Below are 23,373 nucleotides of genomic sequence, written 5' to 3'. Positions count from 1 at the left end.
GTATCTTTCCTTCCCCATTCTCCCCCCACATTTATGCATTATAAAATTACGTTACTGGGCTTGTGCTTGGCCGCGGCGCCGCTGCTGGCGCAGGTGGCGCCGGCGCCGCCCCACGCCCCGCGCGCCGCCGCGGGAGCCCCCGTAGGGCCCCGCGCGGCCACCGACCCCAACTCGCGCATCGGCGGCGAACTGCAACAGCTATACCAGCAGTGGCACACCGGCAGCGCAGCCGCCGGCAAAGGCGGGGCCGGGCGGCTGGCCGCGGCGTTTCCCCAACTGCACGTAGCCCCCACCGACGACGCGGTGCTGGTGCGCATCACGGCCAAAGACGTAGCTACGCTGCTTCCGGCGCTGTTGGCCCGCGGCTTCGTGGTGGTGTCCGACCAAAGCAAATTTCACTTCATCGAAGGGCGGCTGCCGGTGAGCCAGTTGGCGCCCGGCACGGCCGGCGTCAGTGCCCTGGCGGCGCAGGGCCTGCTCGGCGTGCTGCCCATTTACCTGCCGGCCGGCCGTGCGGGTAAGGTGGTGAACCAAGCCGATTTCGTGCTGGAGGCGGCCCGCGTGCGCGCCACCCGCCCCGGGGCCTACGACGGCACGGGCGTCCGCATCGGCGTGATGAGCGACTCGTACAACGCCCTGAACGGGGCCCCGGCGGGCGTGGCCTCCGGCGACTTGCCCGCCACCGTGCAGGTGTTGCAGGAGTACTCGCGCGGCACCGACGAGGGCCGCGCCATGATTGAGCTAATTCACGACATCGCCCCCGGCGCCGGCAAGGCCTTCAGCTCGGTGGAGTTCGGCGAGGCCGACTTTGCCGCCCAGATTGCCCGGCTGGCCAGCCCCACGGGGGGCAACTGCAAGATTTTGGTCGACGACATTGGCTACTTTGCCGAGCCCCTGTACCAGGACGGCGTGGTGGCCCAGGCCATCGAAACGGCCGTGGCCGGCGGGGCGGCCTACTACTCGGCGGCCGGCAACCAGGCCGACGAGGCTTCGGAGTACGTTGCCCCCACGTTCACTAACGCGGCGAAGGGGGCTGATTTGGACTTCGGCCTTTCCACTGGGGGCCCTACCGACACGCGCCAGCCGTTCACCATCGCCGCGTCGGCTAAGTTCACCATCAGCTTGCAGTGGAGCGACCCGTTTTACACCGCCGCCGGCGTGAAGACTGACCTCGACGCCTACCTGGTCATTGCCCGCGCGGGGGGGGCCATCAAGGGCGATACCGTGGCCACGGCCGCCAACAACAACATCGCCAGCCAGGCGCCCTACGAAATCCTGAGCTTCACCAACGGCGCGGCTAGTACCAACACGGCCTACAACCTGATCATCAACCGCCGGGCGGGCACCGCCACCCCGGCCCGCGTGAAGTACGTCTCGTTCGGCGACGTGTTTGTGCCCACCAAGTACTGGACGCACAGCGGCACCATTACGGGCCACGCGGCGGCCGCTAGCGCCATGGCCGTGGCCGCGGCGCCGTCGTTCAACCGCCTCATGGCCGAGTCGTACTCGTCGATTGGCACCCCTACTATCCTCTTCAACCCCGACGGCTCGGCGCTGGGGGCCCCGGCCACGCGCCAAAAGCCCGACTTCACGTCGATTGACTACGTGAGCACCACGTTCTTTTCGGGCACGGTGTTTCCCGACCCGGCCGATGGGTTCATCTTCGCCGGCACCTCGGCGGCGGCTCCCAACGCGGCGGCCGTGGCGGCGCTGCTGCTGCAAGCGCGCCCCACCAGCACGCCCGCCCAACTCAACGCCCAACTCAAGGCCACGGCGCTCGACCTGAACACGCCGGGCTTCGACATTTCAACCGGCGTGGGCCTGATCAACGCCTACGCGGCCGTGTATGGGTTGCCCACCGCGGCCACCGTGCCGTTTGTAGACGTGTTCGACGGCACGGCCCTGGGGCCCAACTGGAGCGTCACGAGCCGCGGCGCGGCGCGGGTAGCCCTCCGCTCGGACTTCTCGCCCGCCTCCAGCCCCCGCCACTTGGTGCTGGATGCATTCTTCCCGTACTACGGTTTCAGTAGCTACACCGGGGCCCGGACGGCCCAGGCCGACCTGCGCCTGAACCTGGCCAGCGCCCCGGCTGGCGGCGTGCTGCTCACCTTCCGCCACAAGAAAATCCTGGGCGAAATCGACCAAGCGATGCCCGCCACCTTCACCGGCAGCAGCGACACCGACGGCGTGGCTATGAGCGTGGACGGCGGTACCACTTGGTACAGCCTGGCCAGCATCACGGGCGCCAACGCTACCACCGACTACCAAACGGTGAATGTGAACCTGACCCAATTTGCCGCCGCCAACGGCCTGACGCTGGGCGCCGACGTACGCATCCGCTTCCAGCGCACCGGTATCACGCAGGTAGACGCGGCCACGAGCACTTTGCGCGGTGGCCGGGCCTTCGACGACATCGCCGTAACCGGCACCACCGCCGCCCCAGTGGCCTTGTTCAACACGTCGGCCAGCGCCGCGGCGCCCGTGTGCCCGGGCACCGCTGTGCAGTTTGCCGATGCTTCGCTGCTGGGCCCCACCGCCTGGAGCTGGAGCTTCCCCGGCGGCACGCCCGCCACCAGCACCGCCCAAAACCCGAGCGTGACCTACGCCCGCGGCGGCACCTACGACGCGACCCTGACCGTGACCAGCGCCAACGGCACTTCCACCCGCACGGCCACGGGCGTCGTGGTGGTATCGGGCGCCGTACCGGTTGCTAGCTTCACGGTGAAGCCTTCGCCGGTGTGCGTGGGCGGGGCCGTCACGTTCACCAGCACGTCGGGCCCCTGCCCCAGCACCTACGCCTGGAGCTTCCCCGGCGGCACGCCCACCACCAGTACCGCCGCCAACCCCGTGGTGACCTACGCCACCGCCGGGGCTTACACCGCCACCCTGGTGGTGAGCAACGGCAACGGCACCAGCGCCGCCGCCACCGCCACGGTGGCCGTGCAGGGCAACGGCCTGGCCCTGCCCTACGCCGAGCCCTTGTCCGGTGGCATTCCCGCCACTTGGACGGTGGCCAACCCCGACAACGCCCTCACCTGGGGCCCCACCGACAACGTGGTGCGCAAAGACGGCACCACCGGCCCGGTAGCTGCCATCAAGTTTTACAACTATTCGGCCCGGGGCCAGCGCGACACGCTGCGCACCCCCGCCGTGGACTTGCGCGGCCAGGCCAAGGCATTTTTGCGCTTCGACTTAGCCTACGCCGCGGTATCGGCGGCGCCCACGGCCAACAACGATTCGCTGGCCGTGGATGTGTACACGGCTTGTTCGGCCACGCGCCTCGGCCGCGTGTACTTGCAGTCGGCAGCTACGGGCTTGGGCACCGCCCCTATTCAAGCTTCCGCCTTTGCCCCCACGGCCGCTAGCCAGTGGCGCACTGAGAACGTGGACCTGACGGCCTTTGCCGGCCAGCAGGTGTATTTCCGCTTTACGGCTTTCAACGAGTACGGCAACAACCTATACCTCTCGAACGTGCGGGTTGAAAACACCGTGGCCACCGCCACCCGGGCCCTGGCCGACTCGCCGGCGCTGCAAGTGTACCCCAACCCCGTGGCCGGCGGCCGCAGCCTCGCCCTGGCCCTGCCCCTGGGCGCCGGCACCGCCACCCTGCGCCTGGTCGACGCCCTGGGCCGCACCGCCTGGCACGGCACGGCTACCTTGAGCCCCAACGCCGCCGCCCGCCGCACCCTCGACGCCCCCCTGGCCGCCGGCCTGTACACCGTCCTCTGCCAGGCCCCCGACGGCCAACTCTACTCGCGCCGCGTCGTGGTAGAATAGTGCGCTCCGACGACTAAAATAGTTTACCAAAAAGGGCCACCCAACTCAGTTGGGTGGCCCTTTTTATGTGTGGCTTCGGGCGGCGGGCTACTAATCTTCGGTGGCCGCCAGGCGTTTTAGGGCCTCAGCCGCCGCGTTGCTGACGTGGGCCCGGGCCCGGTTTTCGCGGGCAAACACCTCCATCAGCACGATGAAGTACGAGAGCAGCAGGGGCCCTATCACCAGCCCGACGATGCCAAAAATCTCCACGCCCAGCGTGAGGCCCACCAGCGTGATCCACGGGTGAATGTTGCCCATGCCCTTCGCCAGCCAAATCCGCAACACGTTGTCGGCGTTGATGATGACGACTAGGCCCACCACCAAAATGCCGATGCCTTGGTTGGTTTGCCCCTGGGCAAACTGGTAGAGCGCGGCGGGCCCCCAAACGAGCGGCGTGCCCAACACCGGAATAAAGGCCATAAAAAAAGCCACCAGCGTCCAGAACAACGGGTCGGGCACTTTGAAAATCCACAGCGTCAGCCCCGTCAGAATGCCCTGCACCAAGGCCACCAAGGCTTGGCTCAGCACGTTGGCATTTACGTTGTTGCGCAGCGAAGCACTCAATTCGTTCATCGTTTTCTCGCGGAAGGGCAGGTAACGGTGCAGGCCGGCCAGAAAAGCTTCTTCCTGCATGAATAGGTAGTAGAGCGTGAACAGCATGAGGCCCACGATGACGATGACATTCAGCACGCTGCTGGCCAGCGTCGGAATCCACTGGCTCACGCGGGCGGCCCCTTGCTGCAGTAGTTGGCGCACGTTGCTTTCCTGCGTTACCTGCATGCCCACTTTGCGCTCGATGCGCTGCACCACCAGCAAAATCTGGTCGGTGTTCTGAGCCAATATATGCAAGCGGTCGATGAGCAACGAGGTCAGGGCGAAGAACGGAATGACGAGCACCACCACCGCAAACAACAGCAGCAGCACCGTTACGAAGGCCCGGTTCCAACCGCGCCGGTGCACCAGGGCCGTGAACCACGGCCGGAACACTACGTACAAAATGCCTGCCCCAAGGAACGCCGTCAGGTACTGGAGCAGCCCGAAAAGGGCCAGCATGCCCAGCAGCACCAGCGTGACGATGAGCAGCAGAAACCGCTGGTACGGCGTGTAAATATTGGTTTCGGCAGGACTGGCAGACATAAAGTGCCGGGGCATGAAGATTGGATTAATTTTATTCGCTCCTTACGAGAGATCGGGCCGGTGGGGCCGAAAACAGCAGCGCCCGCCCCAGCCGAAGCCGGAGCGGGCGCTGCCCTTCGTAGGGGCCCCAGGGCCCTAGGCGCTGGCGCCTTCGGCCAGCACAATCACGTTGTTGCGCAGCACTTCCACTACGCCGCCTTCGATACGGAACGTGTCGCGGCCGGCGGCGCTGGTCAGCATCACGTTGCCGGCCTTCAGGGCGGCAATTAGTGGGGCGTGGTTGTTCAGCACTTCGAACGAGCCGTCGGCCCCCGGAAAGTTGGCCGACGTCACTTCGCCTTCGAACACCTTGCGGTCGGGGGTGATGATTTCTAAATGCATCTTTTTTAAATGTGAAGAGGTGACAAATGTGAAAATGTGCTGATGCGGGACGTGAAGGCTAATTTTCACATCTCCGTATCAGCACATTCTCCACATTTAAGAAATCTACTTGGCTTCGGCGATGAGGCGCTCGCCTTTCACCACGGCATCCTCAATGGTGCCCACTAGGTTGAAGGCGGCCTCGGGCAGGTGGTCGTACTTGCCGTCGATGATTTCGTTGAAGCCGCGGATGGTGTCCTTGATATCTACGAGCACGCCGGGCAGGCCGGTGAACTGCTCGGCCACGAAGAAAGGCTGCGACAAGAAGCGCTGCACGCGGCGGGCGCGGTTCACGGTCTGCTTATCCTCCTCACTCAGCTCGTCCATGCCGAGGATGGCAATGATGTCTTGCAACTCCTTATAGCGCTGGAGCAGCTCCTTCACACGCTGGGCGGTGTTGTAGTGCTCGTCGCCGAGCACATCGGCCGACAGGATGCGCGAGGTCGAGTCCAGCGGGTCCACGGCGGGGTAGATGCCCAGCTCGGCAATTTTGCGGCTCAGCGTCGTCGTGGCGTCCAAGTGGGCAAAGGTGTTGGCCGGGGCCGGGTCGGTCAAGTCATCGGCCGGCACGTACACAGCCTGCACCGAGGTGATGGAGCCGCGCTTGGTGGAGGTGATGCGCTCCTGCATGGCGCCCATTTCGGTGGCCAGCGTGGGCTGGTAGCCCACGGCCGACGGCATGCGGCCCAGCAGAGCCGATAGTTCCGAACCGGCCTGCGTGAAGCGGAAGATGTTGTCGATGAAGAACAAGATGTCGCGGCCGGCGCCGGTGCCGTCGCCGTCGCGGAAGCTCTCGGCGATGGTCAGGCCCGACAAGGCCACGCGGGCGCGGGCTCCGGGGGGCTCGTTCATCTGGCCGAACACCAGGGTAGCCTGCGATTTTTCCATCTCGGCCATGTCCACCTTGCTCAGGTCCCAGCCGCCTTCTTCCATCGAGTGCTTGAAATCAGCGCCGTAGCGGATGATGTCCGACTCGATGAATTCACGCAGCAAGTCGTTGCCCTCGCGGGTGCGCTCGCCCACGCCGGCAAACACCGACAGGCCCGAATAAGCCTTGGCGATGTTGTTGATGAGTTCCTGAATGAGTACGGTTTTGCCCACGCCGGCGCCGCCGAACAGGCCAATTTTGCCGCCCTTCACGTAGGGAGCCAACAGGTCAATTACTTTAATGCCGGTAAAGAACACCTCCGACGTCGTGGCCAAATCCTCGAACGCCGGGGCATTGCGGTGGATGGGCAGGCGAGTGTCGCTCTTGGGCTGGGGAATGCCGTCGATGGCGTAGCCGATAACGTTGAACAGGCGGCCTTTCACGCCGTCGCCGGTGGGCATCGAGATGGGGGCCCCCAGGTCTCGCACCTCCGTGCCGCGGGCCAGGCCCTCGGTCGAGTCCATGGCAATGGTACGGACCCGGTCTTCGCCCAGGTGCTGCTGGCATTCGAGCAATACCACCTGGCCGTTTTCTTTGGTCACCTCCATCGCATCGTAGATGTTCGGAAGCTTGGTGGCTTCCCCAGCGAAGCTCACGTCGACGACGGGGCCGATAACCTGGGTGATTTTGCCGGTATTCGCCATTGTGTTTTTTATATAAAAGAGATGAAGCTGCGAGTTTTCAGGCCGCAAAATTACGCCAGCGCCGCCGCTTTTCCAACCTTGCGCACAGGCGCTGGGGCCCCTGGTTTTGGCCCGAGGGGCCGCGCCGGCGGACTGAAAATCAGCCGGTAGGCCCCGATCACCCACCTTTCGCGGCGGGCACCTCTCAAAGCGAGCAAGATTTTTTTCGACAAAAACTTGCTTAGAATCGAATGGCTCGTACATTTGCAGTCCCAAACGGCCATGGCCCGCGGGGAAATTGTCCGATGGTGTAACCGGCAACACGCTTGATTTTGATTCAAGAAAGTCCAGGTTCGAGCCCTGGTCGGACAACGACAAAGCTCACGTAACACAAGCGAAAGGCGCTGGCTTCTCTTTCTGGAGAGGTCGGCGCCTTTCGCTTTTTACCCCCTGCCCCGCTGGGCCCGTGCGCTGCCTGCCTTCTCCCTACACAACCAGTTCTTTACGCCTTCCCCCAAACCCATGAAGCAAGTAAGAATTTTTGCCGGCAGCGCCTCGCGCGAGTTGGCCGCCGGCATTGCCGCCGCCTACGGCCAGCCGCTGGGCGACCTTAGCATCCAGCGCTTTGCCGACACCGAGTTGGGCCCCAGCTTCAACGAGAGCGTGCGCGGCTGCGAGGTGTTCTTGATTCAGAGCACGTTTCCGCCGGCCGAAAACCTGATGGAGCTGATGCTGATGGTGGACGCGGCCAAGCGCGCCTCGGCCCACAAGGTGAACATCGTGATGCCCTACATGGGCTACGCCCGGCAAGACCGCAAGGACAAGCCGCGCGTGAGCATCGGGGCCAAGGTGGTGGCCAACATCATCCAGAGCGTGGGCACCGACCGGCTGATGACCTGCGAGCTGCACGCGGGCCAGATCCAGGGCTTTTTTGACATCCCCGTTGACCACCTCGACGGGGCCACCGTCACGGCGCCCTACATCAAGTCGCTGAACCTGGAGAACCTCATCTTTGCCTCGCCCGACGTAGGCGGCGTGGTGCGCACCCGGGCGTTTGCCAAGAAATTTGGGGCCGAAATTGTGGTGTGCGACAAAACGCGCCTGCGGGCCAACGAGATTGCCTCGATGCAAGTAATTGGCGACGTGACGGGCATGAACGTGGTGCTGGTGGACGACATGGTGGATACGGCCGGCACCATTTGCAAAGCCGCCGACCTGCTGATGGAACGCGGGGCCCTATCGGTGCGCGCCGTGGTCACGCACCCGCTGCTCAGCGTCCCGGCCCACGAGCGCATCCGCGCCAGCGCCCTCACCGAGTTGGTGGTGACGGACACGATTCCGCTGCAACAGGAAAACGAAAAAATCCGGGTGATTTCGGTGGCCGGTTTGTTCGCCCACGCCATCCGCAACGTGGTGACGCACGAGAGCATCAGCTCGCTGTTCGTGTAACGAGCCAACGCGTAGGGCCCCGGCCGGTGAATAACCGTGCCGGGGCCCTATTCTTTTGATATTATGCCGTTTGCCTGCTTCTTATGCGGGCTGCCAGCTCCCCCCGGGGCCCCTCCCCGTGCCAATGCAAAAGGCCGCCCAACGCAATGCCGGGCGGCCTTTTCTATTATGCGGCTATTCAGCGGCATCAACCTCAGACTTTTACGTCGTAGCGGTCAAGCATCATCACCTTGTCCCACGCCTTCACAAACGCTTTCACGAAGCGCTTGTGGCCATCGTTGCCGGCGTAAACCTCCGCGACTGCGCGCAGTTGGCTGTTGGAGCCGAAAACGAGGTCCGAACGAGTCGCCACGAAGCGGCTTTCGCCGGTTTTGCGATTGTCAAGCGAGAAAGTCATGCCCTTCGCATCCGCCTTCTTCCAATCGAATTCCGTGCTCGTGAGCACCGTAAAGAAGTCGTTGGTGAGCACGCCTACGCGGTCGGTGAAGATGCCGTAGGGGGAGCCGTCGTGGTTGGCGTTCATGGCCCGCAGGCCACCGGTCAGCGCCACCCACTCGGGCGAGGTGAGCGAGAGGAGCTGTGCCTTGTCGAGGAACATCTCCTCCGGCGAAACGTCCTGCGCTATTTCCCCGAATCCTTTGTCAAGGTAGTTGCGGAAACCATCGGCCACGGGCTTCAGCCACGTAAACATCTCGATGTCGGTGAGTTCCTGCGTGGTGTCGCGGCGGCCCGGTGTGAAGGGCACCTCGGTGGCAACGCCCGCATCAGCGGCGGCTTTTTCGAGGGCCGCGCAGCCGCCTAGCACGATGAGGTCGGCGAGCGAAACCTTTTTGCCACCCGCTTGCTGGCCGTTGAACTCCTCCATCACCTTGCGCAAGGCCGCGATGACCGGTACCGTCCGGCGGTTAACTGCCCAGTCCTTTTGCGGAGCCAGGGCGAGCCGCCCGCCATTGGCGCCACCGCGCTTGTCGCTGCTGCGGTGCGTAACCGCCGCCGAGAAGGCAGTGTACACCAGGTCGGACACGGAAATACCCGAAGCCATCACCGACTGCTTCAGCGCCGCGATATCTGCTGCGTCTACCAGGGCATAGTCGGCTACGGGGATGGGGTCCTGCCACAGCAGGTCGTTCTCGTTGCGCTTCTCAGCGCCGAGGTAGCGCTCGCGCGGGCCCATGTCGCGGTGGGTCAGCTTGTACCACGCCTTGGAGAAGGCCTGGGTGAAGGCGTCGAAGTCGTTGAGGAATTTCTCGCACACCGCGCGGTACTCGGGGTCCACCTTGAGGGCGATGTCGGTCGTCATCATCATCAGGGCGTTCAGCTGGCCGGGGATGTGCGCGTCGGGCGTCTGGGGAGCGTTCTTGTCCACCGGGGTCCACTGCAGCGAGCCAGCCGGGCTCTTGGTCTGCTCCCATTCAAACTTGAACAGGTTGATCAGGTAGTCGTTGTCCCACTGGGTGGGGTTCGGCGTCCAGCTGCCCTCGATGCCGTTGGTCATCGTGTTTTCGGCGTTGCCCGCGCCCTTGGGGTTGTGCCAGCCCAGGCCCATCTGCTCCATCGGCGCAATCTCGGGCTGGGCCCCGATTTCGGCCGCCGGTACCATGCCGTGGCTCTTGCCGAAGGCGTGGCCGCCGGCAATCAGGGCCACGGTTTCCTCGTTGTTCATGGCCATGCGCGAGAAGGACGTGCGGATGTCGCGCGCCGCACCCATCGGGTCGCCCTTGCCGTAGGGGCCTTCGGGGTTCACGTAAATCAGGGCCTGGTGCGTGGCCCCGAGCGGGTTCTCCAGGTCGTAGTCGGCATCGCCGTTCTGGCCACGCCAGCGCTTGTCGCGCGTCACCATTTCGTCGGGCGTATGTTTTTGATGCCCGTCCCACACCTCGGGGCCCCAGTAGGTGGCGTCGTCGGCCTCCCAGGCGTCGTGGCGGCCGCCGGCAAAGCCGTAGGTGGGAAAGCCCATGATTTCCAGCGCGCAGTTGCCGGTCAGCACAATAAGGTCGGCCCAGGACAGAGCGCTGCCGTACTTCTGCTTGATGGGCCAAAGGAGGCGGCGCGACTTGTCGGTGTTGCCATTGTCCCACCAGCTGTTGATGGGCGCAAAGCGCTGCAACGCCTCGCCAGCGCCCCCGCGGCCGTCGGCAATGCGGTAGGTACCGGCGGAGTGCCAGGCCATGCGAATCATCTGGGGGCCGTAATTATTGTAGTCCGACGGCCACCAATCAACCGAAGAAGTCAGGAAGCCTTTGATTTCCAGCTTCAGCGCTTCCAAGTCGATGGCGTTGAACGCCTCGGCGTAGTTAAAGTCCTCGCCGAGCGGATTGGCACCCGCGGCATTGTGGTGCAAAAGCTCCACGCGCAGCCGGTTGGGGTACCAGTCGGACAGCGTAGGCGACGACCCTTCCGCGCCGCCGATGCGGTCGCCGCCGAAGGGGCATTTGCCGCCCATTTCAAATGTTTTGGTGTCGGTCTTATCGTGGCTTATGTTGAGCATTGTGATTTCCTTTGAAGTGGGTTTGTTAAACAAGCGTAGGTTGTGTTCTATCTAACTGTTCTACTAATCCTTTAGCGACTGGATTTTCTATTTCTATATTTCTATAACATAGGAAAGGCACTTACTTCTTGTTCATTTTTGCCTTTTCCCCTCACACCGCCAGTTTTTATGACGGGGTACCGCTTATTTCGAATCGTCGGCCTGGGCTTTGGGAGTAGGCGCCGAGCCGTCTTCGACTTCGGCGGGCTTGGTGCGCTCGATGACGGAGAATAGCAGGCTGAATACCACGGCGCTCAGCAGGGTGGCCCACACCGCCGGCGAGGTAGCCAAGCCCATTGCCAGGGCCACGGCGGGGTTTAGCACCCCGTGGCTGACCAGCAGCCCGGCCAGCAGCGCGCCGCCTACCGCAATGCCGCTGCCCGCCTTGGCTACCTGCTTCTCGGTGGTAGCCGCCACCGTTATCATAAGGATGCCAAACCCCAAAAACTCAGCGGCGGCGGGGCCCGCCTGGTAGCTGTGGCCCAACTCACCCACCAATCCGGCCCCGGCCACGAAGCGCGCCAGCAGGGCCCCGGCCACTTGGGCCACGAGGTACAGCAGCCCGTGGGCGAGCGGAAAACGCCGGCTGGCCATCAACCCCACGGTTACGGCCGGGTTGAGGTGCGAGCCCGACAGGCTACCCACCGCGTACACAAAAACGAGCAGCGTGAGCCCCACTGCGAAAGGCGTGAGCGGCGCCGCTATCGTGAGGGCGGCCAGGGCCAGAAAAAAGGTACCCAAAAGCTCAGCCAAAGCAGACCGAAAGGCTTCGCTTCCCAACGGATCAGCGGATGTATCACTCATAAAAGAGAAGGAAGAATTAAGGAATGCGCAGCATCGGCACTATGCCTGCCCGCTACGGCTACCACGCCCGTAAAGGGCTGGCTTATAAATATGACTACGCACCAGATAGTCGGCTTTAACGGCTATGTATCTTAAGACCAGCTTAAGCCCGGCTTAAAATCTGGTTAAATTACTATCAGCCAGTTTTTTGCGAGTTGTTGCGCAAGCAGCGTCCTTGCCCCTGTTCTACCACCGGAAAGCCACGGCGGCTACCACCGGCGGCCAGGCTTTTCAGAAATCAGCCCCACAGCCCGCCTAATGGTGTACCAACTCAGCTTTAGCCCGATCCATACCGGAGCTGGGAGAAGCGCGGGAGCTGATTATAAAAAGGCCGCACCACGCAGCGTGGGGCGGCCTTTTTATAATCAGCCAAAACTGGGGCCCCTACTGAGCGGGCGGCGTCGCGGGCAGCACTTCCACGTCGAGAAAGCTGTCGCCGAACACGCTGTGGGTGGCTTTTACGTAGTCGCTGTCGGCAGCCTTATAGGGGTTGGGCACGAAGGTTTGCGGGTTGCGGGCGATGAAGGGAAACCAGGTGCTTTGCACCTGCACCATGATGCGGTGGCCCTTTTTGAAGGTGTGCAGCACGTCCTGCAAGTGGAAATCAACGGCCGTTTTCTGGCCCGCCACCATCGCCTCGGGCTTCTCGAAGCCGTTGCGGAAACGGGCGGGCATTACCTCCGAGCGCACCATCTGCCAGTAGTTGCTGAGCAGGATGTTCTTATTGGGCATGTAGGCGTGGTTGGGCTCGTCGGCCGGGTACACGTCGATGAGCTTCACCACCCAGTCGGCGTCGGTGCCCGAGGTGGCCACTTTCAGGTTGGCCATTATTTCGCCGCCCAGCGTCACGTCGTCGGCCAGCACGTCGGTTTGGTAGACAAGCACGTCGGGGCGGCGGCCGGCGAAGCGCTGGTCTTCGCTCATGTAGTTGTGGGGCGTGAAGCCCATGGTCGTCGTCATATCCTCGGTGTAGGGCACGGGCTTCAGCGGGTCGCTCACGAAAGTGACGGGCCCCGGGGCCCCGGGCTGTTTATCCAGCTTGCCGTCGGCGCTCAGGTACAGCTTTTGGTGGGTAGCGGTGGCGGCGGGCCACTGCGCGAAGGTGTCCCACTGCTTCTTGCCCGTGTCGTAGAGGTAAGCTTCGGGCAGGCCCGAGTTCTTGTCGCCGTTGCCTTTCAGAAAGTGGGCGAAGAACTTGGCCTCAATGTTTTTCTGGTAGAACGTGGCGATGCTGTCGCCAAAGTACACGTTGCTGTGCAGGGTGTGGCCCGTCTCGCGCGACCAGCGGCCGTGGCCGAAGGGGCCCATTACCAAAGTGTTGTAGGTGCCAGGGCTTTTCTTCTCGATGGTTTTGTAAATGGCCAGGGGCCCCCGTAGGTCTTCGGCGTCAAACCAGCCGCCCACGGTCATCACGGCGGGCTTTACGCCGGCGGTGTAGTGCGGGGGCAGGGCGCGCTTCTGCCAAAAATCGTCGTAGTTGGGGTGGTTGACGGTTTCCTGCCAGAAGAAATTCTTGCCGTAGTACTGGTCCGCGTTTTTCAGGGCCCCTAGGTCCAGCAGAAACTGGTAGCCGTCTTTGGCGCCCGTGGTGATGCCCTGGTCGGCGTACCAGGCCTTGCTGGTGGTGTCGGTTTTCTGCACTCCAAACACCGGGTACGTGAAAATGTACGACTCTAGAAAGGCGCCGTTGTGGTGGAAATCGTCGAAGAAAAAGTCCGATACCGGGGCCTGGGGCGACGACGCCTTCAGGGCCGGGTGGTTGGAGAGGATGCCGGCGGCGGTGTAGAAGCCGGGGTACGAAATGCCCCACTGCCCCACGCGGCCGTTGTTGCTGGCCACTTTCTTCACCAGCCAGTCGATGGTGTCGTAGGTATCCGAGCCCTCGTCCACGTCTTTTTTACCCTTCTTCTTGTCGATGACGGGCGTCATGTTCGTCCAGGTGCCCTGGCTTTTCCAGCGGCCGCGCACGTCCTGGTACACAAAGATGTAGCCCTGCTTCATCATGGTTTCGGAGGGCCCCAAGCGGGCCGGAAACTTGGCGGGGCCGTAGGGCGCCACGCTGTAGCAGGTGCGCTGCATCATGATGGGGTACTTCTTGCCGGCGCCGGCGTCCTTGGGCGTGTAAATGGCCGTAAACAGCTGCGTGCCGTCGCGCATGGCCACGTACACCTCCTGCTTGGTGTAATGCGCCTGGGCGTAGGCAGCGGCCGGCGGGGCCTGGGCCAGCAGCGGGCCGCTGCCTAGCGCCAGGAGCCAAGCGAGAATAGCAAATCTTTTCATGGGCAAAGAGTTAGGGGTGGGAAAGGATGCTGGATGGCCGGGGCTGCGGCGGGGCCCCGCGGGTGGGGGCCCCAGTTAAATATGGCCCCGGGGGTAGCAAATCTAGCAGCGATTCCGTACCTTTGCGCCCCGTTTGGGGCTGATTTTCAGCTCGGGCGGGTTTCTTTTTTCTTTTTTCAAAAACTTCTTTTATGAAAAGCCTCGAGATTGTAGGGTTTAAAAGAGCGAATCTCGGTAAGACGGATGCCAAGGCCCTGCGCCTGGATTCGCAAGTGCCGTGCGTATTGTATGGCGGTGCCGAGACGGTGCACTTTTCAGTGCCCGCCATTCTGTTCCGCGAGTTGCTGTATACCCCCGAGGCCCACATCGTGGACCTGAACGTGGAAGGCACCATGTACCGCGCCATCGTGCAGGATTCGCAGTTCCACCCGGTAAACGAAATGCTGCTGCACGTCGATTTCCTGGAGCTGGAAGACGGCAAAGAAGTGAAAATGGACATTCCGATCAAGTACGTGGGCGTGTCGCCGGGCGTGCTGGCCGGTGGCCGGTTGGTGAGCACGCTGCGCAAGCTGAAAGTGAAGGCCAAATCCGAAAACCTGCCCGACTACGTGGAAGTTGACATCAGCGGCATGGAGCTGGGCAAATCCATCAAAGTGTCGGCCGTGGAGACCAAGAACTTCACCATCCTCACCAACCCCTTGGCCCCCATCGCCAGCATCGCCATCCCGCGCGCCCTGAAAGGCGAGCTGGCCGCTGGCAAGTAAATCACTGATTTAAACTGATTAACCGTGATTTCGCTGATTTGGGCGACGTTGTGAAAATTAGTCAAAAAAGGCGCTTCTCCGGAAGCGCCTTTTTCTTTGTCAGTTATTTCCTCTTTCCACTTCTTCCATGGTTAATCAGCGCAATCACGGTTAATCAGTTTAAATCAGCGATGAAGATTCTAGTCCTTGCCCTGGGCAACATCGGCCCCGAATATGCCGACACGCGCCACAACATCGGGTTCATGGTGGCCGATTATCTGGCCGCGAAATTCGACGCGCCGCGTTTTGAGGTGGGCCGCCACGCCTTCACCACCGAAATTAAAAGCAAGGGCCACACCTACGCCCTCGTCAAGCCCACCACGTTCATGAACCTGAGCGGTAAGGCTGCCGCGCACTGGCTCAGCACGTTGAAGATCCCGGCGGAGAACATGATTGTCGTCACCGACGACCTGGCCCTGCCCTTTGGCAAGCTGCGCCTCAAGGGCCAGGGCTCGGCCGGGGGGCACAACGGACTGAAGGACATTCAAGCCACGCTGGGTACCGACGTGTACGCGCGCCTGCGCTTCGGCGTCGACGCCAACTTCCCCAAGGGCCGGCAGGTCGATTACGTGCTTGATCCGTTCAGCGCCGACGAACGCATCGAGTTGCCCACGCGCATCGAGAAGGCCGCCGAAGCCATCCTGGCTTTTGGGGCCCTGGGCCTGGAGCGCGCTATGAACGTGGTGAACGTGAAATAAATAAGGTGGGGCCCCGCGGCGCGTAACTACGCGCCGCGGGGCCCCACCTTATTTATTTCACGTTCACCAATTAATTAACCGCACTGCCGTTGCGCACCGCTTTGCCGGGCTGCATCAGGGCCAGGCTGCCGTCGGCGTTTTCAGCCATCAGCAACATGCCTTGGCTTTGAATGCCTTTGAGCTCACGGGGCAGCAAATTGAGCAATACCTGCACCTGCTGGCCAATCAATTCTTCGGGCGTGAAATACTCGGCAATGCCGCTCACAATGGTGCGCTGCTCCAGGCCCAAATCGATGGTGAGCTTGAGGAGTTTCTTGGTTTTAGCCACTTTCTCGGCTGCCACCACGGTGCCCACGCGCAGATCCATTTTCTGAAAATCGTCAAAACTCACGGCGGTCTTGGCTTCGGCTACCGGCGCATTGGCCAGCAAGTTGGCTTGCTTGGTACCGAGCAGCTTTTGCACCTGCGCCTCCACTGTGGCGTCTTCTATTTTGGCGAATAGCAAGGCAGCCTCGCGCAATTGGTGGCCCGCCACTAGCGCATCGGGGCGGCCCGCGGCAGCCCAGGAACCGGCCTCAATGCCGAGCATGGCACCCAATTTTTCCGCCGACTCGGGCAGGAAGGGCCCCAGCACGGGCACCAGGGCGGCCGCAATTTGCAAGGCCACGTGCAGCACGGTGCCGGTGCGCACCGCGTCGGTTTTAATTAGGTGCCAGGGCTGGGTATCGGCCAGGTATTTATTACCCAAACGCGCCAAATTCATAACCTCGGCCAGTGCATCGCGGAAGCGGTAATTCTCAATTAATTCGCCAATCTTGGCCGGGAACGCGGCCAGTTGCCGCAGCGCATCCTGGTCAATCTCCAGCAATTCGCCCGCGGCGGGCACTTGCCCTTCAAAGAATTTGTGCGTGAGCACCACCGCGCGGTTCACAAAATTACCCAGCGTGGCTACCAGCTCGTTGTTGTTGCGGGCCTGGAAGTCCTTCCAGGTGAAGTCGTTGTCCTTGGTTTCGGGCGCGTTGGCGCACAGTACGTAGCGCAGCACATCGGCCTGGCCGGGGAAATCCTGCAAGTACTCGTGCAGCCACACCGCCCAGTTGCGCGACGTGCTGATTTTATCACCTTCCAGGTTCAAAAATTCGTTAGCGGGCACATTATCGGGCAAAATATAGCCGCCGTGCGCCTTCAGCATGGCCGGGAAAATAATGCAGTGGAACACAATGTTGTCCTTGCCAATGAAATGCACCAGCTTGCTGCCCGCGTCTTTCCAATACAGTTCCCACTCGTCGGGAAAGGCCTCTTTGGTGGCCGAAATGTAGCCAATGGGCGCATCGAACCACACGTACAGCACCTTGCCCTCGGCCCCGGGCAGCGGCACGGGCACGCCCCAGTCGAGGTCGCGCGTCACAGCGCGTGGGTGCAGGCCTTGGTCAATCCACGACTTGCACTGGCCGTACACGTTGGTTTTCCAATCGTTTTTGTGGCCTTCAATAATCCATTCGCGCAGCCACGGCTCGTACTCGTCGAGCGGTAAAAACCAGTGCTTTGTGTCGCGCAGCACCGGGTGGGCCCCGCTGAGCATGCTGCGCGGATTAATTAATTCGGTGGGGCTGAGCGACGTGCCGCAGCGCTCGCACTGGTCACCGTAGGCGTTTTCGTTGCCGCAATTGGGGCACGTGCCCACGATGTAGCGGTCAGCTAGAAATTGCTGGGCCTGCTCATCGAAATACTGCTGCGTGGTTTGCTCGATAAACTTGCCGTCGTGGTAGAGCTTGAGGAAAAACTCGCTACTGACGGCAGCGTGCGTGGCCGAAGAAGTGCGCGAATAAACGTCGAATGACACGTTGAAATCGCGAAACGAATCGCGAATAAGCGTGTGGTATTTATCGACTACCTGCTGGGGCGTAACGCCTTCTTTCTGGGCACGAATGGTGATGGGAACCCCGTGTTCGTCGGAACCACAAATAAATTTCACGTCGCGTCCCGCCGCCCGTAAATAGCGCACGTAAATGTCGGCGGGAAGGTATACGCCGGCCAAATGGCCGATGTGCACGGGGCCGTTGGCGTAGGGCAAGGCCGCCGTAACGGTGTAGCGCTGAGGAAGAACAGCCATAAAATCGAGAGTTGAAAACAGCAATTGAACCGTACCGAACAGTGGAGGAATTAATTCCGGCGGCGTGGGGCCAAATGATTAATTATGCAGAAGAAAGAAGGAGTTAGAATTAAATTCGGGAAAAACTCTAGGAAAGCTATTTACGTCGGTATTTAAATTTTATATTTGGCCCTAATTAGTGGCAATAACACCGAGGATTCTACCCTGTTTGGTGCGGGCGCACATTTCATTCACTCTTTTCTCATCATGAAAAAACCTGCTCCATCCGTTAAAGCGGAGAAAAAAACCAAGCGCACGCCGGCCGAGAAAACCCAGCAAAAATCGGAGAAAGCCGCTAGCAAAGCCAGCACCGACCTCAAAGATGACCGGGCGGATAAGAAAGCCAGCCAGAAAAAGTCGTTGCGTTCCGCTTCCAAGCAGCTGCAGAAAGAACTCGATGGCCGAATGAACGAAGTAGTGGCTCGCATTCGCAAAGAAACGAAAGCCAAGCTGAAGGAAGTGGTGCGCGAAGCCACCCGCCGCCTGGACGGCGACACGGAACGTATGTTTGAACAGGCGCTGCACACCATTATGCAGCACTACGATGCCTCCGCACCCGCCAGCGTAGCCACCACCGCGGCTCCCACTGCCACCAAAAAGGACAGCAAGGATAGCAGAGCCAAGAAAAACAACTCGCCGCGCAAGTCGCACACCAACCAGGCCGCTGAGCCTGTGGCCGCGGCCCCTGCCGAAGCAACCGAAGCCGCCCCGGTAGCCGCCGCGCCCGCTACGAAGAAGCGGGGCCCCAAGCCCGCCGCCGCGGTTACTACTCCCGCTGCTCCCGCCGCCAAGCGCAGCACAAAAGCCGCCGCTGAGCCCGCCGCCAAGAAGCGGGGCCCCAAGCCCGGCACGCCGGCCACCGGCGCCAAGCGCGGCCCTAAGCCCCGTACCGAGCAAGCTGCGCCCGAAGCCACGGCCTCCGAGCCGGAAACCACGGACCTGCTGAACTCGTCGGACAGCGCCAGCACCGGCGAGGTTAGCGAATAAGCCCCTGGCATTGCCCGCCAAAAAGCCGGCCCGCTGCTTCCCTTGCGAAGCGGCGGGCCGGCTTTTTGGCGGGCTAAACCCCTGGCGGGTCTACGGCTGGCGGCCCAGCGTATCGCCCTCGTAGCGAATGCGGCGAATGCGGGTTTCGGGCGTGGTGGTATTGGCCGAGTTGGTGCCCAGAGTTTCGATGCGCTTGCGGGAGTTGATGTCGGCGGCCTGCTCACCTAAGCGGACGCGGCCGAGCGTGGCGTCGGGCACGGCCCCACCCGGGGTGTTGTAGCCACCGTTGCTGTTGTAGATGGCGCGGCGGTCGGCGTCGGAGTTGACGACGGTGGGCGTCACGCGGGGCGTGGCTAGTTCGGAGGTTTGCTCCGTGGCAGTGCAGGCCCCCAGGCCGGCCGCCGCGCCCAGGGCCACGAGTAGTCGAAGTAGTTTCATAATTCCGGGATGACGCAAAACGGCCGCCCAGATGCGGGCGGCCGTTGCTTCAAACGCGGCGCGGGGCCGGGGGGTTGGGGCCCGGCTACGCGGCCACCAGTGCCAGGGCCCCCAGCACGCCGTCCCACAGGGCCAGACGGGCCTCCAGGCTGCGCTGGGCCACATTTTGGGCAGCTTGCCAGCGCAGCGAATCATCGGCGCACAGCTCGCGCACCATCTGCTGGGCCAGGGGCGTGTGCACCTCTTCGTCGAGCTGGATGTGGCGGTCGAGGTAATAAATAAACGTGTCGAGCTGGCTGGGGAATTGCGTTTGCAAGCGCCCCACCAATTGCCGGAACATGTCGGGAATCAAGTCCTCGCGGCCATAGGTGAAGGCCGCGGCCACCGCGTGCGGCTGCCCGGCCCCGATGATGTCGAACGTGGTGTTGACGAACTGGCGCACCGACGCGGGGGCCCCAGCGGCCTCCAGGGCGGCGGCCACCGACTGGCCGGTGGCCAGCGCGGCCAGCAATCGCTCGGCGGGCGCGGTGTCGGCGCCACACTCGCGCATGGCCTGCAGGTACAGCTCGAAGTGGCTGGTGGGGCGGCCCTGTGGGTCCACGTCCGACTCCTCCTCCAGCACAATTTCGTTGATGAGGCGGCGGGTGGCGGGGTTGGCCGTGGGGTACCAGGGCAGCGTCACGCAGGTCAGGTCGCGCTGCAAGGCTTTCAGCAGCGACATGAAATCCCACACCGCAAACACGTGGTGCGACATGAACAGCCGCAGGTCATCAAGAGACTGGATTTGGTGGTAGAGTCCGTGGGCCAGCAGGCGCTGGCGGGTGGGCAGCAGGCCGGCTTGCAGGGCCTCGGTGGTGTTGGAAGTAGGCGACATGGGCAGCAACGAATGAAACGAGTGACTTAGGGTTTCAAAACCCCGCCGGGGCCCTAAATTGTTTGCCGGGGCCCCGGCCGGCCCATGCAAAAGCCGCCCCTGCGCAATGGGCAGAAACGGCTTTCGCAGCAAACTCAAGGAAAGTCTCAGAAAGCTATTTTTTCTCGAACACCATGGCGTTGCCGTCCATGCAGTACCGCTCGCCGGTGGGCTTAGGTCCGTCGCTGAACACGTGGCCGAGGTGGCCGCCGCACTTGGCGCACACAATCTCGTCGCGGCTCATGCCAAAGCTCTCGTCCGACTTCACCTTCAGGCTGGCGTTGTTGGCCGGGGCCCAAAAGCTGGGCCAGCCGGTGCCCGAGTCAAACTTGGTGGCCGAGCTGAACAGCAGGTTGTGGTCGGCGGCGCAGTAGTAAGTGCCGGCGGCGTGGTTGTCGTGGTACTTGCCCGTGAACGGCCGCTCGGTGCCCTCTTCGCGCAAGATGTAGTACTGGTCGGGCGTGAGCTGCTTGCGCCACTCGGCGTCGGTTTTTTGGATGGGGAACTCGCCGGGCTTGCCCGTGACGGCGGCCGGCTTGGGGTAGGTGCCAGGGGCGGCGGTTTGGCCCTTGGGGGTGGCCAGGGCCACGGCGCCGGGCTGCTGCTGCGAGCAGGCCACGTTGAGGGTGAGGGCAGAAACGACGAAAAACAATAGGGCGGAACGCATCGAAAAAGAGGATTAATTTTAAGGGGTGAAGCTCGAACAGCCCAACATACGGAGCTGGGCCCCGGTTCGGTCGGTGGGGTGGACGCCGACCGGCCGGGAACCTTACACCCCACCTAACCGATTTAGGGCGACACGCTTGGCTGCGCGGCTCCACGCCGCGGCGGCCAGGGGTTAAGACTTGATTACCACGAGGCTTTGCGCCTTTTTGTACGTACCTTTGCACCCGCAAAACCAACCCATATGGCCAACAATATTCGGAACATTGCCATCATCGCTCACGTTGACCACGGCAAAACGACCCTGGTGGATAAGATTATCCACGCATCCAAGATTTTCGACGCGCACCAGCACTTCGACGACCTGATTCTAGACGACAACCCCCTGGAGCGCGAGCGCGGCATTACCATCGTTTCTAAAAACGTATCGGTACGCTACAACGGCACCAAAATTAACATCATCGATACCCCTGGTCACGCCGACTTTGGCGGCGAGGTAGAGCGCGTGTTGAAACTGGCCGACGGCGTATTGCTGCTCGTGGATGCCTTTGAAGGTGCCATGCCGCAGACCCGCTTCGTGCTCGGCAAAGCCATTGCTTTGGGCCTGAAACCCATCGTGGTGGTGAACAAAGTGGACAAAGAGAACTGCCGCCCCGACGAGGTGCACGAGCAGGTTTTCGATCTTATGTTCAACCTGGGTGCTAGCGAAGACCAGCTTGATTTCGTGACTTTGTACGGTTCCTCAAAGCAGGGCTGGATGAGCACCGATTGGAAGCACAAAACCGACAACCTGATTCCGCTGCTCGACGCGGTTATCTCGTCGATTCCGCCCGCGCCGACTCTGGAAGGCACGCCCCAGATGCAGATTACCTCGCTCGACTACTCGTCGTTCGTGGGCCGTATCGCCATCGGCCGCGTGCACCGCGGCACGCTGAAAGAAGGTACCAACATGAGCCTGATGAAGGCTGATGGTACCATCAAGAAAGTGAAAATCCGCGAGCTGCACGTATTCGAAGGCCTCGGCCGCGTGAAAGTGGACGAAGTGAGCAGCGGCGAAATCTGCGCCGTGTCGGGCATCGAAGGCTTCGACATTGGTGATACGCTGGCCGACGCGGATAACCCCGAGCAGTTGGAGCGCATCAGCATCGACGAGCCGACGATGAACATGCTCTTCACCATCAACAACTCGCCGTTCTTCGGCAAGGAAGGCAAGTTCGTGACCTCGCGCCACCTGCGCGACCGCCTGTTCAAAGAGACCGAGAAAAACCTCGCCCTGCGCGTGGAAGCCACCGACAAAGAGGACACCTTCTTGGTGTTTGGCCGTGGTATCCTGCACTTGTCGGTGCTGATTGAAACCATGCGCCGCGAAGGCTACGAGCTGCAGGTGGGCCAGCCCCAGGTGCTGTTCAAAGAAGACGAAAAAGGCAAGCGCACCGAGCCCATCGAATTGCTGGTGGTGGACGTGCCCGAGGAATCGGCCGGTAAGGTGATTGAGCTGGTGAGCATGCGCAAGGGCGAAATGACCATCATGGAGCCCAAGGGCGACTTGCAGCATTTGGAGTTCACCATCCCGTCGCGCGGCCTGATTGGCCTGCGCAACAACGTGCTGACCGCCACCGGCGGCGAGGCCATCATGAACCACCGCTTTGTGGATTACGAAGAGCACAAGGGCCCTATTCCGGGCCGGATTGCTGGTTCGCTGATTTCGCTGGAAACTGGTGCCGGCACCGCCTACACCATCGACAAGCTGCAGGACCGCGGCTCGTTCTTCGTCGACCCGGGCGAGGAAGTGTACGGCGGCCAGGTAATCGGCGAGCACACCCGCCCGAACGACCTAACCGTGAACATCCAGAAAGGCAAGAAGCTGACCAACATGCGCGCGTCGGGCACGGACGACAACGCCAAGATTGTGCCCAAGCGCCAGTTCTCGCTGGAAGAAGCCATGGAATACATCCAGAAGGACGAGTACCTGGAAGTGACGCCGAAGTCGATCCGGATGCGCAAAATTCTGCTCGATGAAAACGAGCGCCTGCGCTACGCCAAAACGGCTGAATAGATTGCCAGAGTTTTTTGGAAAAGGGGCGCGGCTTTGGTCGCGCCCCTTTTTTTATTAGTTATTGCCACCAGAAATTTCCGCCGCCGTTTCCGTTCCCACAATATGAGCCCCACCCCACTGCATCAATTCGTTCAATGCTTCACCGGCGCCAACGCTGCCGCTACCGAACGGGCAACTGCCCGGCTGGCCCTGGTGCTGGCCGACCCAGAGGCGTACCAAATAGAGTTTGCCGGGGAGCTGGCCGAGCGGGGCATGGCCGGGGCCCTGCCCGCCCAGGAGCTGCGCGATGTGGCCCTGCTCGACGCCCTGTTGGCCGAAAACTTGGCCTGGGAAAGCGACGAGCAGGACACCTCCGCCGAGCTTGCGGAAGCCCTTAATGATATCTTGACGCAGCAGGGCGAAGGGCTGGCCTTGCCCCCCGGGGCCTTGGCCGGCCGCCGCGGCTCGGGCCCCGAGCAGCTCGACGCCGTGCAGGACGCGCTGGAGGCGCTGGGCTTGGCACTGGTGCTGTTCACGCTCGACAGCGACGTATTTCCGCTGGGCGTGGTGGCCGATGCGCAGGCAGAGGCCGTGCGCCAGCAGGCCGGGGCCCTGGGCTTTGGCTTGACGGTATATTAGCGCACAGGCCATTCCTGGGGCC

Annotated in this window: 17 protein-coding genes and 1 tRNA gene; 8 read left to right on the top strand and 10 right to left on the bottom strand. The window is 62.2% G+C overall.

The features are described from left to right. Window positions 1-33: 33 nt before the first annotated feature. Window positions 34-3,777 carry a PKD domain-containing protein gene (locus tag AXW84_RS03965; RefSeq protein WP_068228993.1) on the top strand — a complete coding sequence of 1,248 codons (3,744 nt, stop codon included), beginning with the start codon at window positions 34-36 and terminating at the stop codon, window positions 3,775-3,777. Between the two features lie 90 nt (window positions 3,778-3,867). On the opposite strand, the gene AXW84_RS03960 is transcribed toward AXW84_RS03965, so the two are convergent. The 3 genes from AXW84_RS03960 to atpD all read right to left on the bottom strand — a co-directional run bounded on the left by AXW84_RS03960 (window position 3,868) and on the right by atpD (window position 6,945). After that, window positions 3,868-4,953, bottom strand: a complete 1,086-nt coding sequence (locus AXW84_RS03960; RefSeq protein WP_068228990.1) for an AI-2E family transporter — start codon at window positions 4,951-4,953, stop codon at window positions 3,868-3,870. Between the two features lie 135 nt (window positions 4,954-5,088). Next, window positions 5,089-5,334, bottom strand: coding sequence for an ATP synthase F1 subunit epsilon (gene atpC / locus AXW84_RS03955; protein ID WP_068228988.1), 246 nt, complete (start codon window positions 5,332-5,334; stop codon window positions 5,089-5,091). Window positions 5,335-5,439: 105 nt separating this feature from the next. After that, window positions 5,440-6,945, bottom strand: coding sequence for a F0F1 ATP synthase subunit beta (gene atpD / locus AXW84_RS03950; RefSeq protein WP_068228985.1), 1,506 nt, complete (start codon window positions 6,943-6,945; stop codon window positions 5,440-5,442). A gap of 278 nt (window positions 6,946-7,223) precedes the next feature. Here atpD and AXW84_RS03945 point away from each other — a divergent pair. Both AXW84_RS03945 and AXW84_RS03940 read left to right on the top strand, forming a co-directional pair. After that, window positions 7,224-7,296 (top strand) — tRNA-Gln (locus AXW84_RS03945). Window positions 7,297-7,446: 150 nt separating this feature from the next. Continuing rightward, window positions 7,447-8,373 carry a ribose-phosphate pyrophosphokinase gene (locus tag AXW84_RS03940; RefSeq protein ID WP_068228982.1) on the top strand — a complete coding sequence of 309 codons (927 nt, stop codon included), beginning with the start codon at window positions 7,447-7,449 and terminating at the stop codon, window positions 8,371-8,373. A 193-nt stretch (window positions 8,374-8,566) separates the two neighbouring features. Here the strand turns inward: AXW84_RS03940 and katG are convergent, their stop codons facing one another. The 3 genes from katG to AXW84_RS03925 form a co-directional block, all read right to left on the bottom strand. Continuing rightward, window positions 8,567-10,861, bottom strand: a complete 2,295-nt coding sequence (katG, locus tag AXW84_RS03935) for a catalase/peroxidase HPI (protein ID WP_068228979.1) — start codon at window positions 10,859-10,861, stop codon at window positions 8,567-8,569. Window positions 10,862-11,044: 183 nt separating this feature from the next. After that, window positions 11,045-11,704 (bottom strand): aquaporin, encoded by a 660-nt coding sequence (locus AXW84_RS03930; RefSeq protein ID WP_082773682.1) that lies wholly within the window; start codon window positions 11,702-11,704, stop codon window positions 11,045-11,047. A 423-nt stretch (window positions 11,705-12,127) separates the two neighbouring features. Continuing rightward, window positions 12,128-14,023, bottom strand: a complete 1,896-nt coding sequence (locus AXW84_RS03925) for a CocE/NonD family hydrolase (RefSeq protein ID WP_068228973.1) — start codon at window positions 14,021-14,023, stop codon at window positions 12,128-12,130. Between the two features lie 191 nt (window positions 14,024-14,214). Between AXW84_RS03925 and AXW84_RS03920 the strand changes: the two genes are divergently transcribed. Together AXW84_RS03920 and pth are read left to right on the top strand one after the other, a co-directional pair. Beyond that, window positions 14,215-14,787 (top strand): 50S ribosomal protein L25/general stress protein Ctc, encoded by a 573-nt coding sequence (locus tag AXW84_RS03920; protein ID WP_068228970.1) that lies wholly within the window; start codon window positions 14,215-14,217, stop codon window positions 14,785-14,787. 170 nt (window positions 14,788-14,957) lie between these two features. Continuing rightward, window positions 14,958-15,524 (top strand): aminoacyl-tRNA hydrolase, encoded by a 567-nt coding sequence (gene pth, locus AXW84_RS03915; RefSeq protein WP_068228967.1) that lies wholly within the window; start codon window positions 14,958-14,960, stop codon window positions 15,522-15,524. 70 nt (window positions 15,525-15,594) lie between these two features. Here the strand turns inward: pth and metG are convergent, their stop codons facing one another. Beyond that, a complete protein-coding gene (gene metG / locus AXW84_RS03910; protein ID WP_068228964.1) occupies window positions 15,595-17,637 on the bottom strand; it encodes a methionine--tRNA ligase in 2,043 nt (680 codons plus the stop codon). A gap of 246 nt (window positions 17,638-17,883) precedes the next feature. Between metG and AXW84_RS03905 the strand changes: the two genes are divergently transcribed. Further along, window positions 17,884-18,663 (top strand): hypothetical protein, encoded by a 780-nt coding sequence (locus tag AXW84_RS03905; protein WP_157886798.1) that lies wholly within the window; start codon window positions 17,884-17,886, stop codon window positions 18,661-18,663. 90 nt (window positions 18,664-18,753) lie between these two features. On the opposite strand, the gene AXW84_RS03900 is transcribed toward AXW84_RS03905, so the two are convergent. From AXW84_RS03900 to msrB, 3 genes are all read right to left on the bottom strand, one after another. Beyond that, window positions 18,754-19,101, bottom strand: coding sequence for a hypothetical protein (locus tag AXW84_RS03900; protein ID WP_157886797.1), 348 nt, complete (start codon window positions 19,099-19,101; stop codon window positions 18,754-18,756). A gap of 85 nt (window positions 19,102-19,186) precedes the next feature. Next, entirely contained in the window at window positions 19,187-19,975 is a 789-nt protein-coding gene (locus AXW84_RS03895; protein WP_068228955.1) for a DUF3050 domain-containing protein, read from the bottom strand. A gap of 154 nt (window positions 19,976-20,129) precedes the next feature. Then, window positions 20,130-20,681 carry a peptide-methionine (R)-S-oxide reductase MsrB gene (gene msrB, locus AXW84_RS03890; RefSeq protein ID WP_068228953.1) on the bottom strand — a complete coding sequence of 184 codons (552 nt, stop codon included), beginning with the start codon at window positions 20,679-20,681 and terminating at the stop codon, window positions 20,130-20,132. Between the two features lie 240 nt (window positions 20,682-20,921). Between msrB and typA the strand changes: the two genes are divergently transcribed. Both typA and AXW84_RS03880 read left to right on the top strand, forming a co-directional pair. Further along, entirely contained in the window at window positions 20,922-22,733 is a 1,812-nt protein-coding gene (typA, locus tag AXW84_RS03885) for a translational GTPase TypA (RefSeq protein ID WP_068228950.1), read from the top strand. A gap of 102 nt (window positions 22,734-22,835) precedes the next feature. Then, window positions 22,836-23,351: a DUF6630 family protein gene (locus AXW84_RS03880; RefSeq protein WP_068228947.1), complete on the top strand. Its 516-nt coding sequence runs from the start codon at window positions 22,836-22,838 to the stop codon at window positions 23,349-23,351. Window positions 23,352-23,373 lie beyond the last annotated feature (22 nt).

Source organism: Hymenobacter sp. PAMC 26628 (genome assembly GCF_001562275.1).
Lineage (GTDB): Bacteria > Bacteroidota > Bacteroidia > Cytophagales > Hymenobacteraceae > Hymenobacter.
This window is presented reverse-complemented; position numbering and strand designations above follow the sequence as displayed.